The organism is Acidovorax sp. GW823-FHT02H02 (genome assembly GCF_058797075.1).
Genome location: NZ_JBXAJH010000006.1, coordinates 105,240 through 123,686, shown reverse-complemented (window position 1 = coordinate 123,686; position 18,447 = coordinate 105,240). Strand labels below are relative to the sequence as shown.

20 protein-coding genes are annotated in these 18,447 nt (G+C 67.0%); 11 read left to right on the top strand and 9 right to left on the bottom strand.

Annotated features, from left to right (window positions below; translation table 11 throughout):
- Positions 1-29 precede the first annotated feature (29 nt).
- From AC1RDS_RS08725 to AC1RDS_RS08715, 3 genes are all read left to right on the top strand, one after another.
- The gene (locus AC1RDS_RS08725; RefSeq protein WP_026434945.1) at positions 30-980 is read left to right on the top strand and encodes a branched-chain amino acid transaminase; all 951 of its coding nucleotides are present in this window, start codon (positions 30-32) and stop codon (positions 978-980) included.
- A 2-nt stretch (positions 981-982) separates the two neighbouring features.
- Positions 983-1,189, top strand: a complete 207-nt coding sequence (locus AC1RDS_RS08720; protein WP_026434946.1) for a zinc-finger domain-containing protein — start codon at positions 983-985, stop codon at positions 1,187-1,189.
- A gap of 77 nt (positions 1,190-1,266) precedes the next feature.
- Positions 1,267-2,355, top strand: coding sequence for a glycosyltransferase (locus AC1RDS_RS08715; RefSeq protein WP_026434947.1), 1,089 nt, complete (start codon positions 1,267-1,269; stop codon positions 2,353-2,355).
- Between the two features lie 16 nt (positions 2,356-2,371).
- Here AC1RDS_RS08715 and AC1RDS_RS08710 read toward each other — a convergent pair whose 3' ends face one another.
- Positions 2,372-3,034, bottom strand: coding sequence for a glycosyltransferase family 25 protein (locus tag AC1RDS_RS08710; protein WP_492226862.1), 663 nt, complete (start codon positions 3,032-3,034; stop codon positions 2,372-2,374).
- 116 nt (positions 3,035-3,150) lie between these two features.
- Between AC1RDS_RS08710 and AC1RDS_RS08705 the strand changes: the two genes are divergently transcribed.
- Complete coding sequence (locus tag AC1RDS_RS08705) at positions 3,151-4,425, top strand: O-antigen ligase family protein (protein WP_034711601.1); 1,275 nt, start codon at positions 3,151-3,153, stop codon at positions 4,423-4,425.
- A gap of 31 nt (positions 4,426-4,456) precedes the next feature.
- Here the strand turns inward: AC1RDS_RS08705 and AC1RDS_RS08700 are convergent, their stop codons facing one another.
- Positions 4,457-5,524, bottom strand: coding sequence for an NAD(P)H-dependent flavin oxidoreductase (locus tag AC1RDS_RS08700; RefSeq protein WP_238323170.1), 1,068 nt, complete (start codon positions 5,522-5,524; stop codon positions 4,457-4,459).
- A gap of 71 nt (positions 5,525-5,595) precedes the next feature.
- On the opposite strand from AC1RDS_RS08700, the gene AC1RDS_RS08695 reads away from it, so the two are divergent.
- Positions 5,596-6,882, top strand: coding sequence for a YbfB/YjiJ family MFS transporter (locus AC1RDS_RS08695; RefSeq protein ID WP_026434951.1), 1,287 nt, complete (start codon positions 5,596-5,598; stop codon positions 6,880-6,882).
- Here AC1RDS_RS08695 and AC1RDS_RS08690 read toward each other — a convergent pair whose 3' ends face one another.
- From AC1RDS_RS08690 to AC1RDS_RS08680, 3 genes are all read right to left on the bottom strand, one after another.
- Complete coding sequence (locus AC1RDS_RS08690) at positions 6,883-8,136, bottom strand: ATP-binding protein (RefSeq protein ID WP_026434952.1); 1,254 nt, start codon at positions 8,134-8,136, stop codon at positions 6,883-6,885.
- 131 nt (positions 8,137-8,267) lie between these two features.
- Positions 8,268-8,987, bottom strand: coding sequence for a response regulator (locus AC1RDS_RS08685; RefSeq protein ID WP_026434953.1), 720 nt, complete (start codon positions 8,985-8,987; stop codon positions 8,268-8,270).
- Between the two features lie 152 nt (positions 8,988-9,139).
- The gene (locus AC1RDS_RS08680) at positions 9,140-10,528 is read right to left on the bottom strand and encodes an AmpG family muropeptide MFS transporter (protein ID WP_026434954.1); all 1,389 of its coding nucleotides are present in this window, start codon (positions 10,526-10,528) and stop codon (positions 9,140-9,142) included.
- Positions 10,529-10,560: 32 nt separating this feature from the next.
- On the opposite strand from AC1RDS_RS08680, the gene AC1RDS_RS08675 reads away from it, so the two are divergent.
- Positions 10,561-11,412, top strand: coding sequence for a M48 family metallopeptidase (locus AC1RDS_RS08675; protein WP_492226788.1), 852 nt, complete (start codon positions 10,561-10,563; stop codon positions 11,410-11,412).
- Between the two features lie 42 nt (positions 11,413-11,454).
- Here the strand turns inward: AC1RDS_RS08675 and AC1RDS_RS08670 are convergent, their stop codons facing one another.
- From AC1RDS_RS08670 to AC1RDS_RS08655, 4 genes are all read right to left on the bottom strand, one after another.
- A complete protein-coding gene (locus AC1RDS_RS08670) occupies positions 11,455-12,093 on the bottom strand; it encodes an MBL fold metallo-hydrolase (RefSeq protein ID WP_026434956.1) in 639 nt (212 codons plus the stop codon).
- Positions 12,094-12,146: 53 nt separating this feature from the next.
- Positions 12,147-12,920, bottom strand: a complete 774-nt coding sequence (locus AC1RDS_RS08665; RefSeq protein ID WP_026434957.1) for a GntR family transcriptional regulator — start codon at positions 12,918-12,920, stop codon at positions 12,147-12,149.
- 17 nt (positions 12,921-12,937) lie between these two features.
- Entirely contained in the window at positions 12,938-14,629 is a 1,692-nt protein-coding gene (locus tag AC1RDS_RS08660; protein ID WP_026434958.1) for a sigma-54-dependent Fis family transcriptional regulator, read from the bottom strand.
- A 63-nt stretch (positions 14,630-14,692) separates the two neighbouring features.
- Positions 14,693-14,875 (bottom strand): hypothetical protein, encoded by a 183-nt coding sequence (locus AC1RDS_RS08655; protein WP_492226787.1) that lies wholly within the window; start codon positions 14,873-14,875, stop codon positions 14,693-14,695.
- A 47-nt stretch (positions 14,876-14,922) separates the two neighbouring features.
- Between AC1RDS_RS08655 and AC1RDS_RS08650 the strand changes: the two genes are divergently transcribed.
- The 5 genes from AC1RDS_RS08650 to AC1RDS_RS08630 are packed head-to-tail and all read left to right on the top strand — an operon-like array spanning position 14,923 to position 18,446.
- The gene (locus AC1RDS_RS08650; RefSeq protein WP_051248612.1) at positions 14,923-15,156 is read left to right on the top strand and encodes a phenol hydroxylase subunit; all 234 of its coding nucleotides are present in this window, start codon (positions 14,923-14,925) and stop codon (positions 15,154-15,156) included.
- A gap of 13 nt (positions 15,157-15,169) precedes the next feature.
- A complete protein-coding gene (locus AC1RDS_RS08645) occupies positions 15,170-16,162 on the top strand; it encodes an aromatic/alkene monooxygenase hydroxylase subunit beta (protein WP_026434959.1) in 993 nt (330 codons plus the stop codon).
- Between the two features lie 14 nt (positions 16,163-16,176).
- Entirely contained in the window at positions 16,177-16,470 is a 294-nt protein-coding gene (locus tag AC1RDS_RS08640) for an MmoB/DmpM family protein (protein WP_026434960.1), read from the top strand.
- A 39-nt stretch (positions 16,471-16,509) separates the two neighbouring features.
- Positions 16,510-18,093, top strand: a complete 1,584-nt coding sequence (locus AC1RDS_RS08635) for an aromatic/alkene/methane monooxygenase hydroxylase/oxygenase subunit alpha (protein WP_026434961.1) — start codon at positions 16,510-16,512, stop codon at positions 18,091-18,093.
- Positions 18,090-18,446: a phenol hydroxylase subunit P4 gene (locus AC1RDS_RS08630; RefSeq protein WP_026434962.1), complete on the top strand. Its 357-nt coding sequence runs from the start codon at positions 18,090-18,092 to the stop codon at positions 18,444-18,446. Before AC1RDS_RS08635 ends, AC1RDS_RS08630 begins: the two co-directional genes overlap by 4 nt.
- Position 18,447 lies beyond the last annotated feature (1 nt).

Below are 18,447 nucleotides of genomic sequence, written 5' to 3'. Positions count from 1 at the left end.
TGCGACACCCAGCAACCCAAAGGACACCCATGAGCCCCGTAGTTCCCTCGATGGCCGACCGTGACGGCAAGATCTGGATGGACGGCCAGATGGTCGACTGGCGCGATGCCAAGATCCATGTACTGACCCATACCCTGCATTACGGCTGCGGCGCCTTCGAAGGCGTGCGGGCCTACAACACGGCCGCTGGGACGGCCATCTTCCGCCTGCAGGACCATACCGAGCGCCTGTTCAACAGCGCCAAGATCCTGCGCATGAAGATCCCTTTCACCCAGGACCAGGTGAACGCAGCCCAATGCGCCGTGGTGCGTGAGAACCAGCTGGAGTCGTGCTACCTGCGCCCCCTGACCTGGATCGGCGACAAGAAGCTGGGCGTCTCGCCCAAGGGCAACGACATCCACCTGATGGTGGCCGCCTGGGCCTGGGGTGCCTACCTGGGTGAAGACGGCATGGCCCGGGGTATCCGCGTCAAGACCAGCAGCTACTCGCGCCACCACGTCAACATCACCATGAGCCAGGCCAAGGCGGTGAGCAACTACACCAATTCCATCCTGGCCAACACCGAAGCCACCGATGATGGTTACGACGAAGCCCTGCTGCTGGATACCTCGGGTTTTGTGTCCGAAGGTTCGGGCGAGAACGTGTTCATCGTCAAGGACGGCGTGGTCTATACCCCCGACCTGTCGGCCGGTGCGCTCAAGGGCATCACGCGCGACACCGTCATGCACATCTGCAAGGACCTGGGCCTGGAACTGGTGCAAAAGCGCATCACGCGCGACGAGGTGTATATCGCCGACGAAGCCTTCTTCACCGGCACGGCCGCCGAAGTGACGCCCATCCGTGAACTCGATCGCATCGAGATCGGAAAAGACGACTATGTGGGCCGCCGCGGCCCCATCACCGAGAAGATCCAGAGCGCGTTCTTTGACATCGTCAATGGCCGCAATCCCCAATATGCCCACTGGCTCACCAAGGTCTGACCATGTCGCAAGCAGCCATTGAACTTCTGGCCAAAGACCTGAACGCCCAGGGCGGCGTGTTCTGTCCCAACCCCAAGGCCGACATGAAACTCTGGAGCAGCCACCCCAGGGTGTACCTGGACGTGGCCCATGCCGGCGAAGCCAAATGCCCGTATTGCGGCACGGTGTACCGGCTGAAGGCCGGCGAGGTGTTCGCGGGCGGGCATTGATCGGGCCTTTGTCGGCCGAATGGCACCAGGCATGGCCTCGATCAGGCCGGCTTTGGTGCTTTTTTCTTGGGTGAATCATGCGCATCCTGCATTTCGTCACAGGCGGGTTTTCCGGTGCCACGCAAGTGGCCATCGATCTGTGCCTGGCCGCCCGGCAGACCCCGGGCACCGAAGTGCTGCTGGTGCTGCGGCGCAAGCGCACCACACACATGGGCCGGGTTCAGGCGCTGCGCGACCAGGGGCTGGAGGTCCGCATCGTGTCGAACTGGCTGCATGTGCTGACGGTCTGGGAGCTGCGCAAGATCATTCGTGCATGGCGCCCCGATGTGCTGTTTGCGCACGGTTTCAGCGACCATATCTGGGGCCGTCAGGCCGCCCGGGCCGAGGGCGTGGCGCGGATCTTTCATGTCGAGCACAACTCGCGCGAGCGCTACACCCCGCGCCGTCTGGCCCAGGCCCTGGCCTTGGCTCCGTGTACCGAGGCCAGCATTGGCGTCTCGGAAGGGGTGCGCAGCAGTCTGATTGCGCACGGTTTCCCGCCGGACAAATGCATTGCCATCCCGAACGGCATCGCGCTGGAGCGCTTTCCAGAACACCTGATGCGGCCGTGGGCTGAACGCGACGCCGCGATCCTGATGGCATCGCGTTTCGCGCGCCAGAAGGACCATGCGACCCTGATCCGGGCGCTGGCCTGGCTGAAGCAGCGGGGCCTGATGCCCACGCTGTACCTGGCTGGCGGTGGCAAGAAGCGCCTGCTGAAGCAGGCGCGGCAACTGGCCCAGGCACTGGGCGTGCAGGCCCAGGTGCAGTTTCTGGGCAATGTGGGTGATTTGCACCAGCGCTTGGCGGCAACCCAGATCTTTGTGCTGTCCACGCACTGGGAAGGCATGCCGCTGGCCTTGGTGGAGGGCATGGCCGCCGGTTGTGCCTGCGTGGCATCGGATGTGATCGGTGTGCGCGAGGTGCTCAGCGATGGCCTGACCGGCCGTCTGGTGCCCGAGTCTGATGCTGGCGCCTTGGGACAGGTTCTCGCGCAATTGTTGCGGCAGCCGGAGATGGCGGCCCAACTGGGACAGGCCGCGCGGCGCAAGGCGTTGTCCTCCTATGGCCGTTCGCATATGTGGGCGCAGTACCAGGCGCTTCTGGCGCAGGGCGGGCATTCGTAACCCGTCCTGGCGCGTGTCAGCGGTGCAAGGCGTTGCCCAGAGTCAGGCGCAGCTTCATCAGCAGCTTGCGTCGGCGTTGCGACAGCGTGAGCCGGTCGCGTTGCTCCCAAATGCTGCTGACTTCACTGGTGTCATCCAGCGCCATGACGGAGGGGTAGACCCCGGCGACCCGCAGGTCGTTTTCGAACCAGAAACGGAAATCCACATCCACCGGGCGACCGAATGGCAGGCGGGATGCCAGCAACTTCTGGGCGCCGGCACGGGTGATCACATAGCCTGCCGCAAAGCTGGGGATGCGCTGGTACGTGATCAAGGAATGGGTGGTGAACAGAGGGAATTTGTTGCAAATTTTTTCCTGATCCCGGCTGTACAGTTTGATCATGTCCCAGCCAGTCGTTCGTTGGGCCAGGGCTTCCAAGGCCGGGATAATGTCCGGCAGCAGCTTGACGTCGTCCTCGAAAATTGCCATGGCCGGTGCGGCGCTGTCCAGCAACGCCTGCCAAGCCTTGATATGGCTGCAATAACAGCCCTTCTCGCCATTGGCCAGGGCCTTGAAGTATTGCGTCTGGTTCAGCGTCTCGCTGTAGTACTGGTTTTGCTCCTCTCGCGCCAGGTCTGGCCACCAGACGGCTGGCAACCGCTGGGCAGCCAGCTGGAGGTGGTTGAACTGGGCTTGCATGCGCTGTCTGCGTTCAACATCTTTGTCGAGGTTGATGTAGAGGATGGGAAAAGGTGCCATGGTGCGGAAAGCGGGCTTTGCGGCATTGCGCGCAGTGTTTTGGAACGAAAGGTGTGATGAGAAAAGATACGGTCAATCTGTACCAGCGCATCGTCGGATGCGGAATGAGCATTTCGTGCTTTGTTTTTTTTGCATTGTCGCTGGCCGTGCCTTCCGGGTACTCTTATGGCGCAGCAGCTTGTGTCATTTTCGCGCTGGCGGGCGTGGGGTTGTGCCGCCACAAGACCTGGGCGACCGAGTTGAAAGCCCTGTGCGCCGTGATGGTGCTCATGGGGTTGATCTGGGGGTTGTCGTTTGACGGCTGGTGGTCGTGGACCGGTTCGGACTATCTGCTCAAGTACTGGCTGGCCGCGTTGTGCCTCGGTGTTGCCTACCAGGTCGGCGTGCATGCAGGCAGCGCCGTGTGGGGTTGCGCGCTGGGTGCTGCGGGGGCTTTAGGTATTGCCGCCTATCAATCCCTTGTCTTGGGGTGGAGCAAGGCCATGGGGCATACCAATGCCATCCAATATGGCGGAATCGCCATGTACCTTGGGATCGCCACCTGGGCCATGGCTTCGTTTGGCGCCTGGCCGCGCAGGCAGTTTCTGCTGTTGTGGCTGTTGGGCGGGTGCGGGGTACTGGCGTCTTTGCTGTCCGGATCACGGGGTGCATGGGTTGTGGCTCCCCTGCTGATGGCGGTGGTGCTGGGCCTGATGTGGCGCCACGGCCAAGGTCGGCGGGCCATGTGGACGGCCGTTGGTGCCGCCCTGTGTGTTGCGGCCATGGTGATTCCCGCAGCGGGCAAGTTCGGGGCGCGCGTGGACCAGGCCATGGCGGAGGTTCCGTTGTATTGGACCCACCCGCAGCAGGGCGCGACAACCTCGGCCGGTCAGCGCCTGGAGCAGTGGCGCCTGGCCTTGCACATGGGCGCGCAGCGTCCGCTGACGGGCTGGGGCGTGAGCGGCGTGGTCGTGCAAAAGCAGAAGATGGTCGCGGCGGGGTTGGCGCATCCGTCGGTCCTGGAGTATGGGCATGCGCACAATGAGATCTTGGACATGTGGGCCAAGCGCGGCCTGATCGGCGTGGCCGTGCTGCTGGCCTTCTATGCGATTCCGCTGGCCGTGATGTGGCCGACTCGCACCCGGCTGGCCCGGGCGCTGCCAGCGCAGCGGCCCTCGCTGCTGGCTGTGCGCGTGGCGGCCTCCCTGCTGCCCATCGCCTACTTCGGCTTTGGCTGGACGCAGGTTTTCTTGGCACACAACAGCGGCAATATTTTCTATACCTTCAGCTTGGTGGCGTTCGTGGGCTGTATCCGTTGGCTGGAGCAGCCGCGGGGAGGACGGTCCGGATGAGCGCGTCCAGATCGTTCTGAAGGTCAGGCCCTCAACCCAGCAGCGCCCGCGCCTGCGCATCCATGCGCTGAACCAGCGCACCCGCCGCCGGCAGGTCGTGGATGAGCCCGACAGCCTCTCCCGCCGTGGCGTGCGCGACCTCAAAGTTGCCGCTGCGCACGCCCTCGTCGTAGGCGGCCCGTGCCGCCCCGGGGTCGGCGCGCAGGGCGTCGATGCGATCTTCCCACTGCCGGTGCAGCGCGTTGCGCAGGGCACGGAAATCGTAGGGTGCAGGCCAGTTCTTGCGGCGCAGGATGTCGAAGATGGCCGTGCGCGCCGTGCCGTCGCCGTCGGTGGCGACGGCCATGTCCTTGGCGCCTTGCGGGGCGAGGCTTTCCTGCGTGGCCCACAGGCGTGAGCCCACGAGCGCCCCATCGGCGCCCAGCACCAGGGCTGCCGCGAGCGTGCGCCCGTCGGCAATGCCACCGGCGGCCAGCAGCAGGGTGGCGGGTGAATGGGCGGACAGCCAGTCGGCCAGCTCGGGCACAAAGGCCATGGTGGAGCGGCCATTGAGCGCGTTCATGCCGTGGCCCCCGGCCTCCGCTCCCTGCGCCACGATCACCTGCGCACCGGCCTCGATGGCCTGCGGGACCTGGTCCATGCGCTGCACCTGGCAAATGAGCGCGGCGCCGCTGTCGGCAATGCGGCGCGCATAGGGGCGTGGGTCGCCAAACGACAGCATCAGCGCCCGGGGGCGCTGGCCGGGCGGCCGGTCCAGCACCCAGTCGAGGGCCGAGGCGTCTTCGTCGAGCTTCCAGGTGATGAAGCCGCAGCCAATGCGGCCGGTATCCGCAGCTTGCAGCGCCAGCTGGTATTCGCGCTGTGTCCAGGCCAGGTCGCCATAGCCGCCGCCGACCAGCCCCAGCGCCCCGGCGCGGGCGCAGGCGCTCGCCAAGGCTCCGCCCGAGGCCAGCGCCATGGGCGCCAGTGCGACGGGAGTGGTCAGGCCGAAGCGGGTGCAAAAGCGGGAGTTGGTGAAGGTGTGCATGCGGGCATTGTCCATGGGTGAATGCTTGGCGTCCATCGGGTCCATGGCGCCAATGCGCGGGCGTGTGCGCATGCGCCACCCTCCGCGCAGGGACCGTGCGGCGCTGAGCGTAGGATAAAGAAAACAGACATGGAAACCACGCTATGGAACCACAGGCCACCGCCCACCCCGGCACCACACCCGCTGCAACGCCCTGGGCCGACCGACCCCACACGGTGGCGCTGGCGGGCATGCTGGCGCTGGCCGTGGCCATGGGCGTGGGACGCTTTGCGTTCACACCACTGCTGCCCATGATGCTGCACGATGGCGTGCTCACGCTCGCCGAAGGCAGCTGGCTGGCCACGGCCAACTACGTGGGTTACCTGGTGGGCGCCCTGGCCTGCATGGCGCTGCCCTGGCTGGCGCCCGGGTTCTACGCACGCTGGCACCCGGCGCGGCTGGCGCGCGCGGGGCTGGTGGTCACGGTGCTGCTCACACTGGCCATGGCGCTGCCGATGCCCGCCAGCTGGCCGGCGCTGCGTTGGGTGGCGGGGGCGGCCAGCGCCGTGGTACTGCTCAACGTGGCGGCCTGGTGCATGGTGCGCCTGGCGGTGCTGGGCCGGCCGGCCATGGGCGGGCTGATCTTCTGCGGGCCGGGCGTGGGCATCGTGCTCACGGGGCTGGCGGCCAGCGCCATGGTGGCCGGGCAGTGGCGGGCGGCTTCGGGCTGGGTGGTGTTCGGCCTGTTGTCGGTGCTGTTGTGCGTGGGGGTCTGGCCCGTGGTGCGGGGTCGGGCGGCCCAGGTCCGGGCCACGGACCCTGCAAGAGGGGCGCCGCCGGCTGCGGCGCGGGCGCAGGGCGGCGGTACGGCGGTGGCGCGGGCCGTGCATGCGCTGGCCTATGGTCTGGCGGGGCTGGGCTACATCGTCACCGCCACCTTTCTGCCCGTCATCGCGCGTGCCGCGCTGCCGCCGGGGGCACCCTGGCCGGACCTGTTCTGGCCGGTGTTCGGTGCTGGCGTGGCGATTGGCGCGGCGCTGAGCACGCGGACTCCCCCGGCCTGGGACCGGCGCTGGCTGCTGCTGGCCGCCTATGCGCTGCAGGCCCTGGGCATTGCGCTGGGGCTGGTCTGGCCCACGCCCGCCGGCTTTGCGCTCAGCAGTCTGTGCGTGGGCCTGCCGTTCACGGCCATCACCTTCTACGGCCTGCAGGAGGCGCGGCGCCTGTGGCCCGCTTCGGCCGACAGTTTTGCCAGCCTGGTGACGGCCGTCTACGGCCTGGGCCAGATCGCCGGGCCGCCCCTGGTGGCCTGGCTGATTGCGCAGGGCGATCCGGGCCGGGGCTTTGCGCGCGGCCTGGCGCTGGCGGCGGCGGCGCTGGTGGTCGGAGCGGTGATGTATGGACTGTCGGCCTGGCGCTGGCCACTGCCGCCACATCGGATGGTGCGCTGATCAGCGTGGCGCAGGCGCCGTTGCCGCCGCAGCTGCCAGCGGCAGCGACAGCACAAAACATGCGCCACTGGTGCCGTCGGGTCGATCGTCGCACCGCACCGAGCCGTTGTGCCGCTCGGCAATCGAGCGCACCAGGGCCAGCCCCAGGCCCACGCCGCCGGCACGTTCGCTGGCACCCGGCAGGCGGTAAAAGGGCTCGAAGATGCGTTCGCGCAAGGCGGGGGGAACGCCGGGCCCCTGGTCGAGCACGCTGAAGCGCGCCTGGCCGTTGTGCCGCTGCACCACCACCGTGATGGTGCCCTGGCTGTAGCGGCGTGCGTTTTCCAGCAGGTTGCGCAGCGCGCGGCGCAGCAGCTTGGCCACGCCGCGCACTTGCAGCGCATCGGCGCTGGCGCTGACATCCAGGTCGGCATCGACCCGCGCGCATTCCTCGGCGGCCAGTCCGATCAGGTCCACCAGCTCCACGGTGCCCACATCGGCCTCGCGCGCGTCCAGCCGGCTGGACAGCAGGATTTCATCGACCAGCTGGTCGAGCTCGGCGATGTTGCGCAGGATTTCTTCGCGGAACGCGGGTGAGGGCTGCTGCCCGCCCATCAGCTCCAGGCCCATGCGGATGCGCGTGAGCGGCGAGCGCAGCTCGTGCGAGGCATTGGCCAGCAGCGACTTGTGGGTCTTGACCAGGGCCTCGATGCGGGCGGCGGCGGCATTGAACTGGCGCGCCAGGTGGGCCACCTCGTCCTGCCCCTGCTCGGGCACACGCACCGACAGGTCGCCCTCGCCAAAACGCTGCACGCTGCGCTGCAGGGTCTCCAGCCGCTGCAGCAGGCGGCGGATGATGGGAAACACCCCCACGGCCACGGCCAGGCCCACCAGGCCCAGCATCCACAGGAAGCCGAACGGTGGCCGGGTCCAGAAGGCGGCGTCGGCGCGGCGGTTGGGCCCGGGGTGATTGCCCCGGTCGCCGCGCGGCGCCAGCTGCAGGCGGTAGGTGCTGCCGTCGGCGCTGTCAATGGACAGTTCCAGGCCCTCGCCCGGCGGCCCGGGCACGCGCGTGGCGAGCCCGGCGACCAGCGTGTGGCCCTCGCTGTCGCGCAGCACCACTTCGCGGGCGGGCGGCGCCACGGGCAGTGCGTTCTGCTCGGCGGCAATGCGCCAGGCCCAGCCCACGGCCAGGGTGAGCACGGCCACGCCGCCGACCACGGCCAGCCAGATGCGCAGGTACAGACGGCGGGAAAAGAGATCAAACACCGCCATGCCCCACACCCGTGGACTGCGGCCCGCGCAAGGGGCGCCACCGAGGCCAGTGCCACCGTGGAACTGGCTTTGCCAGGCCACCGGTGGCGTCCCCCTGGGGGGAAGGCGCGAAGCGACTCAGGGGGGACATCTCAGTCTTGCTGCTTGGCAAATACGTAGCCCACGCCGCGCACCGTCAGGATGCGGCGCGGGTTCTTGGCGTCCACCTCGATGGCCGCGCGGATGCGGCCCATGTGCACGTCGATCGAGCGGTCAAACGCCTCCAGTTCGCGGCCGCGCACGGCCTCCATGATCTGGTCGCGCGTGAGCACGCGGCCGGCGCGCTCGGCCAGGGCCACCAGCAGGTCGAACTGGTAGGAGGTGAGATCGGCCGCTGCACCTGCCACCGTCACGCTGCGGGCATCGCGGTCGATTTCGAGCGAGCCGAAGCGCAGGGTCTGCGCGGCCGGCGCGCTGGCGCCGTCGGTGCGCCGGCGCAATATGGCGCGGATGCGGGCCAGCAGCTCGCGCGGTTCAAACGGCTTGGGCAGGTAGTCGTCGGCGCCCAGCTCCAGGCCGATGATGCGGTCCATGGGGTCGCCCTTGGCGGTGAGCATGAGCACCGGCACCTGGGCGGCGGGCCCCTGCAGCGCGCGGATGCGGCGGCAGACATCCAGGCCGTCCATGTCGGGCAGCATCAGGTCGAGGATGACCAGGTCGGGCAGGGGGCCCGCGCCTTCGCCCTGCAACTGCGCCAGGCCGCTGGCGCCGTCGGCGCGGTGCGTGACATGCAGGCCCGACTGGCCCAGGTATTCGCCCACCATCTGGGCCAGGCGGGCGTCGTCTTCGATCATCAGCAGGTGCGAGCTCATCGGGGCAGTGTAGTGGGGTGGTGGAGCCGGTGGGGGCAGGGCTCCATGGTGGCCCGCAGGCGTCGCGCGGCGTTGAAGCTCCCGTAAAGTTCCGGTAAACCGTGCAGGTGGATAACTGTTTGGGAACTATTGATTTAATAGCTACAAGCGATTTACGGTAAAGCGCTAGCGGGTTTTTTGACCCCTGACGCCAGCCACACCAACCCCAGCACCGGCAGCCCCAGCAGGGCCGTGGCCGTGAAGAACTGCGCATAGCCATGCGCATTGACATAGTCGCCCGAGAAGCCTGCCACGAACTTGGGTAGCAGCAGCATCATCGAGCTGAACAGCGCGTACTGCGTGGCCGAATAGCTCACATTGGTCAGGCTCGACAGGTAGGCAATGAAGGCGGCCGAGGCAATGCCGCTGGCCAGGTTGTCGGCCGACACCACGGCGATCAGCGCCGTCACGTCGTGCCCGTGCCCCGCCAGCCAGGCAAACAGCAGGTTGCTGCCGGCGCTGAGCACGGCGCCCAGCATCAGGATGCGCATCACCCCCAGGCGCATCGACAGCACGCCGCCCACAAAGGCGCCCACCAGCGTCATGACCACGCCATAGACCTTGGTGACGGCGGCCACTTCGTCCTTGGTGAAACCCATGTCCACATAAAACGGGTTGGCCATGATGCCCATGACCACGTCGCTGATGCGGTATACGGCGATCAACGCCAGGATCTGCGCGGCCTGCCAGCCATAGCGGCCCAGAAAGTCGGCGAACGGATCGACCACGGCGCCCTTGAGCCATTCGGCGGCGTTCTTGGCCGGCGGCAACACCACTGGCACGGGCTCGCGCGAGAACAGCACCGTGACGATGCCCACGGCCATCGATGCGGCCATCGCCAGGTAGGCGGCCTGCCAGGCGCCGTTCTGGTAGGCGGCCGCACCCTGGGCCACGGCCTCGCCCACCACCTGCCCTACGGCAGGCGCCACTTCCGAGCGCGCAGCGATCCACAGCACGCCGGCGCCGGCCCAGATCATGGCCAGGCGGTAGCCCGTCTGGTACGAGGCGGCCAGCGCCGCCTGGTGGTTGGCGTCGGCCGATTCGATGCGAAAGGCATCGAGCGCAATGTCCTGCGTCGCCGAGCCAAAGGCCACCGCCAGCGCGCACCACACGATGGGGCCGAGCGTCAGGCGCGGGTCGGCCAGCGCCATGCCCACGAGGCCGGCCACCACCATGCCCTGCGACAGCAGCAGCCAGCCGCGCCGCCGCCCCAGCCAGCGCGTGAGCAGCGGCAGCGGCATGCGGTCCACCAGCGGCGCCCACAGCCATTTGAAGCCATAGGCCAGGCCCACCCAGCTGAGATACCCGATGGTGCTGCGGTCAATGCCCGCCTCGCGCAGGCGAAACGAGAGCGTGCCCAGCACCAGCAGCAGCGGCAGGCCCGCCGAAAAGCCCAGCGTCAGCATGCGCAGGCTGGCGGGCTCCAGGTATACGCGCAGGGTCTGGAGCCAGGGGGTGCGCACGGCAGGGGGGTGGGGTGGGGTCGGGGAGGTATCTGACATGGGGCCGGGCGGTTTTTGTCTATTATTCCTGCATGTGCCTGCTCTGCCCCCCACCCTTCGTTGCGCCGTCTTCACCCTGGTCTGCGCGCCGCGCCTTCCTGCTGGCTGCGGGTGCCAGCGCCGCCGCGCCCGTGCTGGCGCAGGTGGATGTGGGTTCGGCGTCGAGCCTGCGCAAGCTGGTGCCCGCGGAGACGCTGGAGAACTCCGCCGCCCAGCAGTACCAGCAGATGCTGCAGCAGGCCAAGGCCCAGCGCGCCCTGGCGCCGGCAGGGCACCCGCAGCTGCAGCGCCTGCATGCCATTGCCAAAAGGCTGATCCCGCATGCCGCGCCCTGGAACGACCGCGCGCGCCAGTGGCGCTGGGAGATCAACCTCATCGGCAGTTCGCAGGTCAATGCCTTTTGCATGCCCGGCGGCAAGATCGCCTTCTACACCGGCATCCTCGACCAGCTCAAGCTCACCGACGACGAGGCCGCGATGGTCATGGGCCACGAAATGGCCCACGCCCTGCGCGAGCATGCGCGCGAGCGCATCGCCAAGACGCAGGGCACCAACCTGGCACTGCGCCTGGGCTCGCAACTCCTGGGCCTGGGCGACCTGGGCAATGCGGCGGTCAGCCTGGGCGGGCAACTGCTCACGCTGCAGTTCAGCCGCGCTGACGAGAGCGATGCCGACCTGGTGGGGCTGGAGCTGGCCGCGCGCGCGGGCTACCAGCCCTCGGCTGCCGTGAGTCTGTGGCAAAAGATGGGCAACGCCACCGGCAGCAAGCAGGGCGGCCTGGCCTTTTTGTCCACCCACCCCTCGGGCCCGGCACGCATCCGCGAGCTGGAGCAGAACGTGCCCAGGGTGCAGGGGCTGTACGAAGCGGCCCGGCGCGGCGGATAGTTTGCTATTGAAATAATAGCTAAAAGTCTCTTCCGTCATTCCTCACGTGCCGCCCACATAAGGGTTGCTCTGCCGCTCCCGTCCGAACGAGCTTTCCGGCCCGTGGCCGGGGATGAACACCGTCTGGTCGCCCATGGGCCACAGGCGCTGCGTGATGCTGTCGATGAGCTGCTGGTGGTTGCCCTGGGGGAAGTCGGTGCGGCCGATGCTGCCGGAAAACAGCACGTCGCCCACAAAGGCCCGGTCGATCTGCGGCGCATGAAACACCACATGGCCCGGTGTATGGCCGGGGCAGTGGCGCACGTTCAGCGTTTCGTGGCCGATCTGCACCTGGTCGCCGTCGTGCAGCCAGCGGGTGGGCGTGAAGTGCTGCGCGGGCGGAAAACCGAACATCGCGCTTTGCTGCGGCAGGCCATCAATCCAGAACTGGTCGCCGGGGTGCGGCCCCACGATGGGCAGCGCAAGGCGCTGGGCCAGCTCTCCGGTGCCGCCGGCGTGGTCAATATGGGCGTGGGTGAGCCAGATCTGTTCCAGCGCGAGGCCCAGTCGCTGGGTCTCGGCCAGCAGCAGGTCCAGGTCGCCGCCGGGGTCGATGACGGCGGCCTTGCGGGTGGCGCTGCACCAGACGATGGAGCAGTTTTGCTGGAAGGGCGTGACGGGGATGGTGAGGTACTGGAGCATGGAGGAGAGCGTTCTGGTGCCGCGGCGGCAGGCCCGAACGATAGCGCAAACGTTCAGCCGGCCATCGGTGCGGGCGCGGCGTCAGGGGTGGCCCCTGTGGGCAAGGTCAGCTGGCCGTTGCGCAGCGCCTGCGCCAGCAGGTCGGGTGTGGCGCGGATATGGGCTTCCAGCGCCAGCGCCGCGCGGGCTTCGCGGCCGGCGATGGCCTGCTCGAAGATCTCGGTGTGCTCGGCGTGCACGTCGCGCACCGAGCCGGGCAGGCCCATGGCGTAGCGGCGGTAGCGCTCGCCATGGCGCGCCAGCAGGCCCAGTACCTTGCGTGTCCATGGCGACTCCTGTCCGGCCAGCAGGGCCTCATGAAAACGCACGTTCAGGATTTCCCACCGGCGCCGGTGCACCGTCTGAAAGGGCTGTTCCAGTGCCGAGATGGCGTCGTAGCTCTGGCGCAGCGCGGCCCGCCAGTGCGCTCCGCCGTTGCGGATCGACAGGCGCAGCGCATCGATCTCGACATGCACCCGCAGGCGGGTGATGTCTTCCAGTTCATCGAGCGTGATCGGGGCCACGCGAAAGCCACGCTGCCCCTCCGTGGTCACCAGCGCATCGCTGGCCAGCCGGGTGATGGCTTCGCGCAGCGTGCCGGCGCCCACGTTGTACTGCACCCGCAGGTGCTCGATCGGCAGCTTGCTGCCGGGCTCCAGCCGGCCTTCGATGATGTCGTCGCGCAATTCGGCATAGGTCTGCTCGATCAGGGTGCGCGAGATGGTGGCGCCCGCGCCAGCAAGGTCGTTGTCGGTGTTCAGTGCGTGCAGATAGGGGCGTTTGGCCATGGTGGTCCGTGGTGGAGTCAGGTCTGCGCGCGTTCGTTCAGGCGCGAAAGACGGTAGCTCAACTGGGGGCGCGTCAGGCCCAGTGCGCGCGCGGCGGCCGAGAGATTGCCGCCGGCGCGTGCCACGGCTTCGCGGATCAGTGTGTCTTCCAGGGCCTCCAGGGTCAGGCCGCTGCTTTGCAGCTGGTCGTAGAGCTGCGTGGCCTGGGCCGTGGGGGTGGCGGTGCGCTCCAGCGTGCCGGCGGCATTGACGGTGGCGCCCGGTTGCATCGTGATGTGCGGGAACAGCACCTCGGCGTCCACGCTCTCGTCCGACGGGGTGAGGATGACACCGCGCTCGATCAGGTTCTCCAGCTCGCGCACATTGCCTGGCCAGGCATGGGCGCGCATCGCCAGAAGAGCCCGGTCGGTGAAGCCCGCCATGCGCTTGCCGTGCTGCACCGCATACTTTTGCAGCAGGTGCATGGCAATCAGTTCGATGTCGTCGGTGCGTTCGCGCAGCGAGGGAATGCGGATGGGATAGATGTTCAGGCGGTACAGCAGGTCGCGCCGGAAGCGCCCCTCGGCCACGGCTTTTTCGAGGTCCACATTGGTGGCGGCCACCACGCGCACATCCACCTTGCGCACCTGGGTACCGCCCAGGCGTTCGATCTCGCCGCTTTGCAGCACGCGCAGCAACTTGGCCTGCGCGGGCAGGGGCAGCTCGCCCAGCTCGTCGAGCATCAGGGTGCCGCCGTGCGCGCGCTCGAAGCGGCCGATGCGCGTGGCAGCGGCGCCGGTGTAGGCGCCTTTCTCGGCGCCGAAGAGTTCGCTCTCGATCAGCTCGGCGGGCAGCGCCGCGCAGTTGACGGCCACGAAGGGTTTGTCGGCCCGTGCGCCCATGGCGTGCAGCGCGCGGGCAAAGCGCTCCTTGCCCACACCGGTTTCGCCCGTGAGCAGCACCGTGACCTGCGTCTGCGCGGCCTTGCGCAGCAGCGCCACGGTCTGCTCGAATGCGTGCGAGCGCCCCACCAGCGGCCCCAGCTCATCGGCGGGTTGCAGCAGGGTGCGAAGGGTTTGCACCTGCGACTGCAGTTCGTCGAGCTTGACCAGCACCGATTCGGCGTCGTAGTCGCGTGCTATCGCGTCCCCGTCGGGCCACTCGTGCTGGAAGCGGCCCTCGATCATGCAGTGCCCGTGTCCACAGGCCGCGCATTGCACTTCCTTGAAGAGCGCCGCGCGGTGAAAGAATGCGCTGGTGTAGCCCGAGGCATAGCCCAGCAGCATCCAGCAGACGGGGTCATCCTGGGGGCCGAAGTCGCGCACATGGCTCTCGACCTCCCAGCTGTGGTCCCAGCGGAAAAACCCTCGAAAGTGGCCCGCCGCTTGGTCGAGTTCAAAGACCTGCGGGGTGACCTGGACCGCGCCTTCCAGCATGTGCAGCTGGGGACCGACCGAGAACATCTCGAACAGCGATGCCTCGGGGCGCACCTGGCGCGCAAGCTGCGCGTCGCGCTCGCCCGAAGCATAGCCCGCGCGCATCAGCAGGCGGCGGGTCTGCGCCGGTCCCAGGGTGTTCATCAGCTCCCGGCGCAGGGCGCCCAGTGCGGCCGCATGGACCAGCAGCATGCGCTGGCCCGAAAGCCAGATGCGGCCGTCGCCCGCAGAAAAATGCACCAGGCGGCGCAGATCGATATCGGGAGGCAGCGGAGGCAGGGCGGAGGCAGGCATGGGCGCACTATCGATAAAAAGAATGATGAGCGCCATCGGGTATGACCCCAGTGCCGGTCGAATTCACCATTTCATCAGTTCCTGCTCGGTGGATTTGAGCATTTGATCATGCTGCACCGCGGCATCTTGCGGACAAGGCGCGGCTGCGCAGCCGCCAGGGGTGTGCGGCAGCTTCCCGGCACGGAGTTTTGTAGGGACTAACCCTTGTTTTATCGATATTGAAGTCGTTTTATCGACAGTTGGCACGACCCGTGCACCTGTTGACGGGCTAAAGCCAAAACATGGAGCCCGCAATGAACCCAGAACCACTGGCCACCGACAGCCTGCAATGCGACGTGTCGCGCAAGTTCGTCCGTGTGCTGAAAAGACGGGACAACGGTTTTATCGAGTTCGAGTTTTCGATCGGCTGGCCGGAACTGACGGTGGAGCTGATGCTGCCGCAGCGCGCGTTCGAGGCGTTCTGCCGGGCGCAACGGGTGCGCCCCCTCGGCGATCCGATCGAAGACCGCACCACCACCATCGTTTGAGGAGACACCGCACATGAACATTGACCTGCAGGCGCGCGAAATCCAGCCTTTGCGCAGCACCTTCGCCCGCGTGGCCGCGTACACGGGTGACAAACCCGCGTCGCGCTACCTGGAAGCCACGGTGGGCGTGCAGCCCACCGCGCATTTCCATTACCGTCCGACCTGGGAACCCGAATTCGAGCTGTTCGACACCGCCCGCACGGCCGTCAAGCTGGCCGACTGGGATGCGCTGCGCGACCCGCGCCAGTTCTATTACGCCAACTGGACCATGGCGCGTGCGCGCCAGCAGGAGGCGATGGAGGCCAACTACCAGTTCGTGGAGTCGCGGGGGCTGATCGACAAGATTGCCGACACGCAGCGCACCGCCGCCTGTGCAGTGCTCATGCCGCTGCGCCACGCGGCCTGGGGCGCCAACATGAACAACAGCACGATCTGCTCGCGCGGCTACGGTACGGCGTTCACGGCGCCGGCCATGTTCCATGCCATGGACCATCTGGCCGTGGCGCAGTACCTCACGCGCCTGGGGCTGGCCCTGGGCGAGCCCGGCGCGCTCGATGCGGGCAAGAACGACTGGCTGCACGACCCGCGCTGGCAGCCGCTGCGCCGGCTGGTGGAGGACACGCTGGTCGTCAACGATCCGTTCGAGCTGTTCGTGGCACAGAACCTGGTGCTCGATGGCCTGCTGTACCCGCTGATCTACACGCATTTTGTGGACGACCACCTGGCAGTGCAGGGCGGCACGGCGGTGGCCATGCTGACGGCCTTCATGCCCGAGTGGCATGACGAGAGCGCGCGCTGGGTGGATGCTGTCACCAAGGTGGCTGCCGCCGCGTCGGACGAGAACCGCTCGCTGATCACCGGTTGGTTCAAGACCTATGCCGACCTGGCGCAGGCCGCGCTGGCACCGGTGGCGGACATGGCACTGGGGGCGCAAGGCAGCGTGGCCCTGGCCGCCGTGCGCACGGCGCTGGATGCACGGGCGCGCAAGTCGGGCCTGGCCCTGTGAAGGAAGTCACCCCCATGAACACCCCTGCCGCCCCCGTCGTCTCCAGCGTCTTCATTGCCTTTCAGGACAACGAAGAATCCCGCCCGGTCGTGGACGCCATCCTGGCGGACAACGCCCAGGCCAGCGCCACCTATCCACCGGGGCTCGTGAAGATCAACGCGCCCGGTCGCCTCGTGATCCGCCGCGAAACCATCGAAGAGCAGACCGGCCAGCGCTTCAACCTGCAGCAGCTGCACGTCAACCTGGTGACGCTGTCCGGATACATCGACGAAGACGACGACGAGTTTTCGCTGAGCTGGGAACACTGAGCCTGCGGGCCGTTGCACGAAACCATTAGGAGACAAACCATGGACGCACCTGTCATCAAGAAGAAACTGGGCCTCAAGGAACGCTACGCCGCCATGACGCGCGGACTGGCCTGGGAAACCACCTACCAGCCAATGGAAAAGGTCTTTCCGTTCGACCAGTACGAAGGCATCAAGATCCACGATTGGGACAAATGGGAAGACCCGTTTCGCCTGACCATGGATGCCTACTGGAAGTACCAGGGCGAGAAGGAGAAGAAGCTCTATGCCGTGATCGAGGCCTTTGCGCAGAACAACGGGCAGCTCGGCATCTCGGATGCACGCTACGTGAATGCGCTCAAGCTGTTCATCCAGGGCGTGACGCCGCTGGAGTACTACGCGCACCGCGGCTTTGCACATGTGGGCCGGCACTTCACCGGCGCCGGGGCCCGCGTGGCGGCGCAGATGCAGTCCATTGACGAGTTGCGCCACTACCAGACCGAGACGCACGCGCTGTCGCACTACAACAAGTACTTCAACGGCCTGCACCAGCCAACGCAATGGTTCGACCGCGTGTGGTACCTGTCGGTGCCCAAGTCGTTCTTCGAGGATGCGCTGTCGGGCGGGCCGTTCGAGTTTCTCACCGCCGTGAGCTTCTCGTTCGAGTACGTGCTGACCAACCTGCTGTTCGTGCCCTTCATGTCGGGTGCGGCGCACAACGGCGACATGTCCACGGTGACGTTCGGCTTCTCGGCCCAGTCCGACGAGTCGCGCCACATGACCCTGGGCATCGAGTGCATCAAGTTCATGCTGGAGCAGGACCCTGCCAACGTGCCCATCGTGCAGCGCTGGATCAACAAGTGGTTCTGGCGCGGCTACCGCCTGCTCACGCTGGTGGCCATGATGCAGGACTACATGCTGCCCAAGCGCGTGATGAGCTGGAAAGAGAGCTGGGAGATGTATGTCGAGGAGAACGGCGGTGCGCTGTTCCGCGACCTGGCGCGCTACGGCATCCGCGAGCCCAAGGGCTGGAAAGAGGCCTGCGAGGGCAAGGACCACATCAGCCACCAGGCCTGGAACACGTTCTACAACTACGGCGCTGCGGCCCCCTTCCACACCTGGATTCCCAAGGAAGACGAGATGCAGTGGCTCAGCGAGAAGTACCCCGATACCTTCGACAAGTACTACCGCCCGCGCTTCGAGTACCTGCGCGAAGAGCAAAAGGCTGGTCGGCGCATCTACAGCAAGACGCTGCCGATGCTGTGCAACACCTGCCAGATTCCGCTGCTCTTCACCGAACCGGGCGATCCCACCCAGATCTGCCACCGCGAGACCGAATACCAGGGCGACAAGTACCACTTCTGCAGCGACGGCTGCAAGCACGTGTTCGAGCACGAGCCCGAGAAGTACGTGCAGTCCTGGCTGCCGGTGCAGCAGATCTACCAGGGCCACTGCTTCAAGCCCGGTGTGGACCCCACGGCCGAAGGCTTCGATCCGCTGCTGGCCGTGCTCGACTGGTACGGTCTGAACGTGGGCCGCGACAACTTCGACTTCGAGGGTTCGGAAGACCAGAAGAACTTTGCGGCCTGGCGCGGCGATCCCATGCCGGGCGAAACGGCCGCCGCAGACCAAGGAGCCCGGCCATGAGCGTTACCGCCCTCAAGCCCTACGATTTTCCCGCCAAGGACGTGCGCGCCAACTTCCCGGCGCCCCTGCTCTTCATCGGTTGGGACGAGCATCTGATGTTCCCCTGCCCGGTGGCGCTGCCGCTGCCTGCCGACATGCCTTTTGGCGCGCTGGCCCAGGCGGTGTTGCCCGGTGTCTATGGCGTGCACCCCGACTTTGACCGCATCGACTGGAACGAGGTCCAGTGGTTCAAGTCGGGCCAGCCCTGGACGCCCGATCCGGCCAAGAGCCTGGCCGACAACGGCCTGGTTCACAAGGACGCGATCCGCTTTCGCACGCCAGGCCTGACCGGTATCCAGGGGTCTTTCAGTTAAC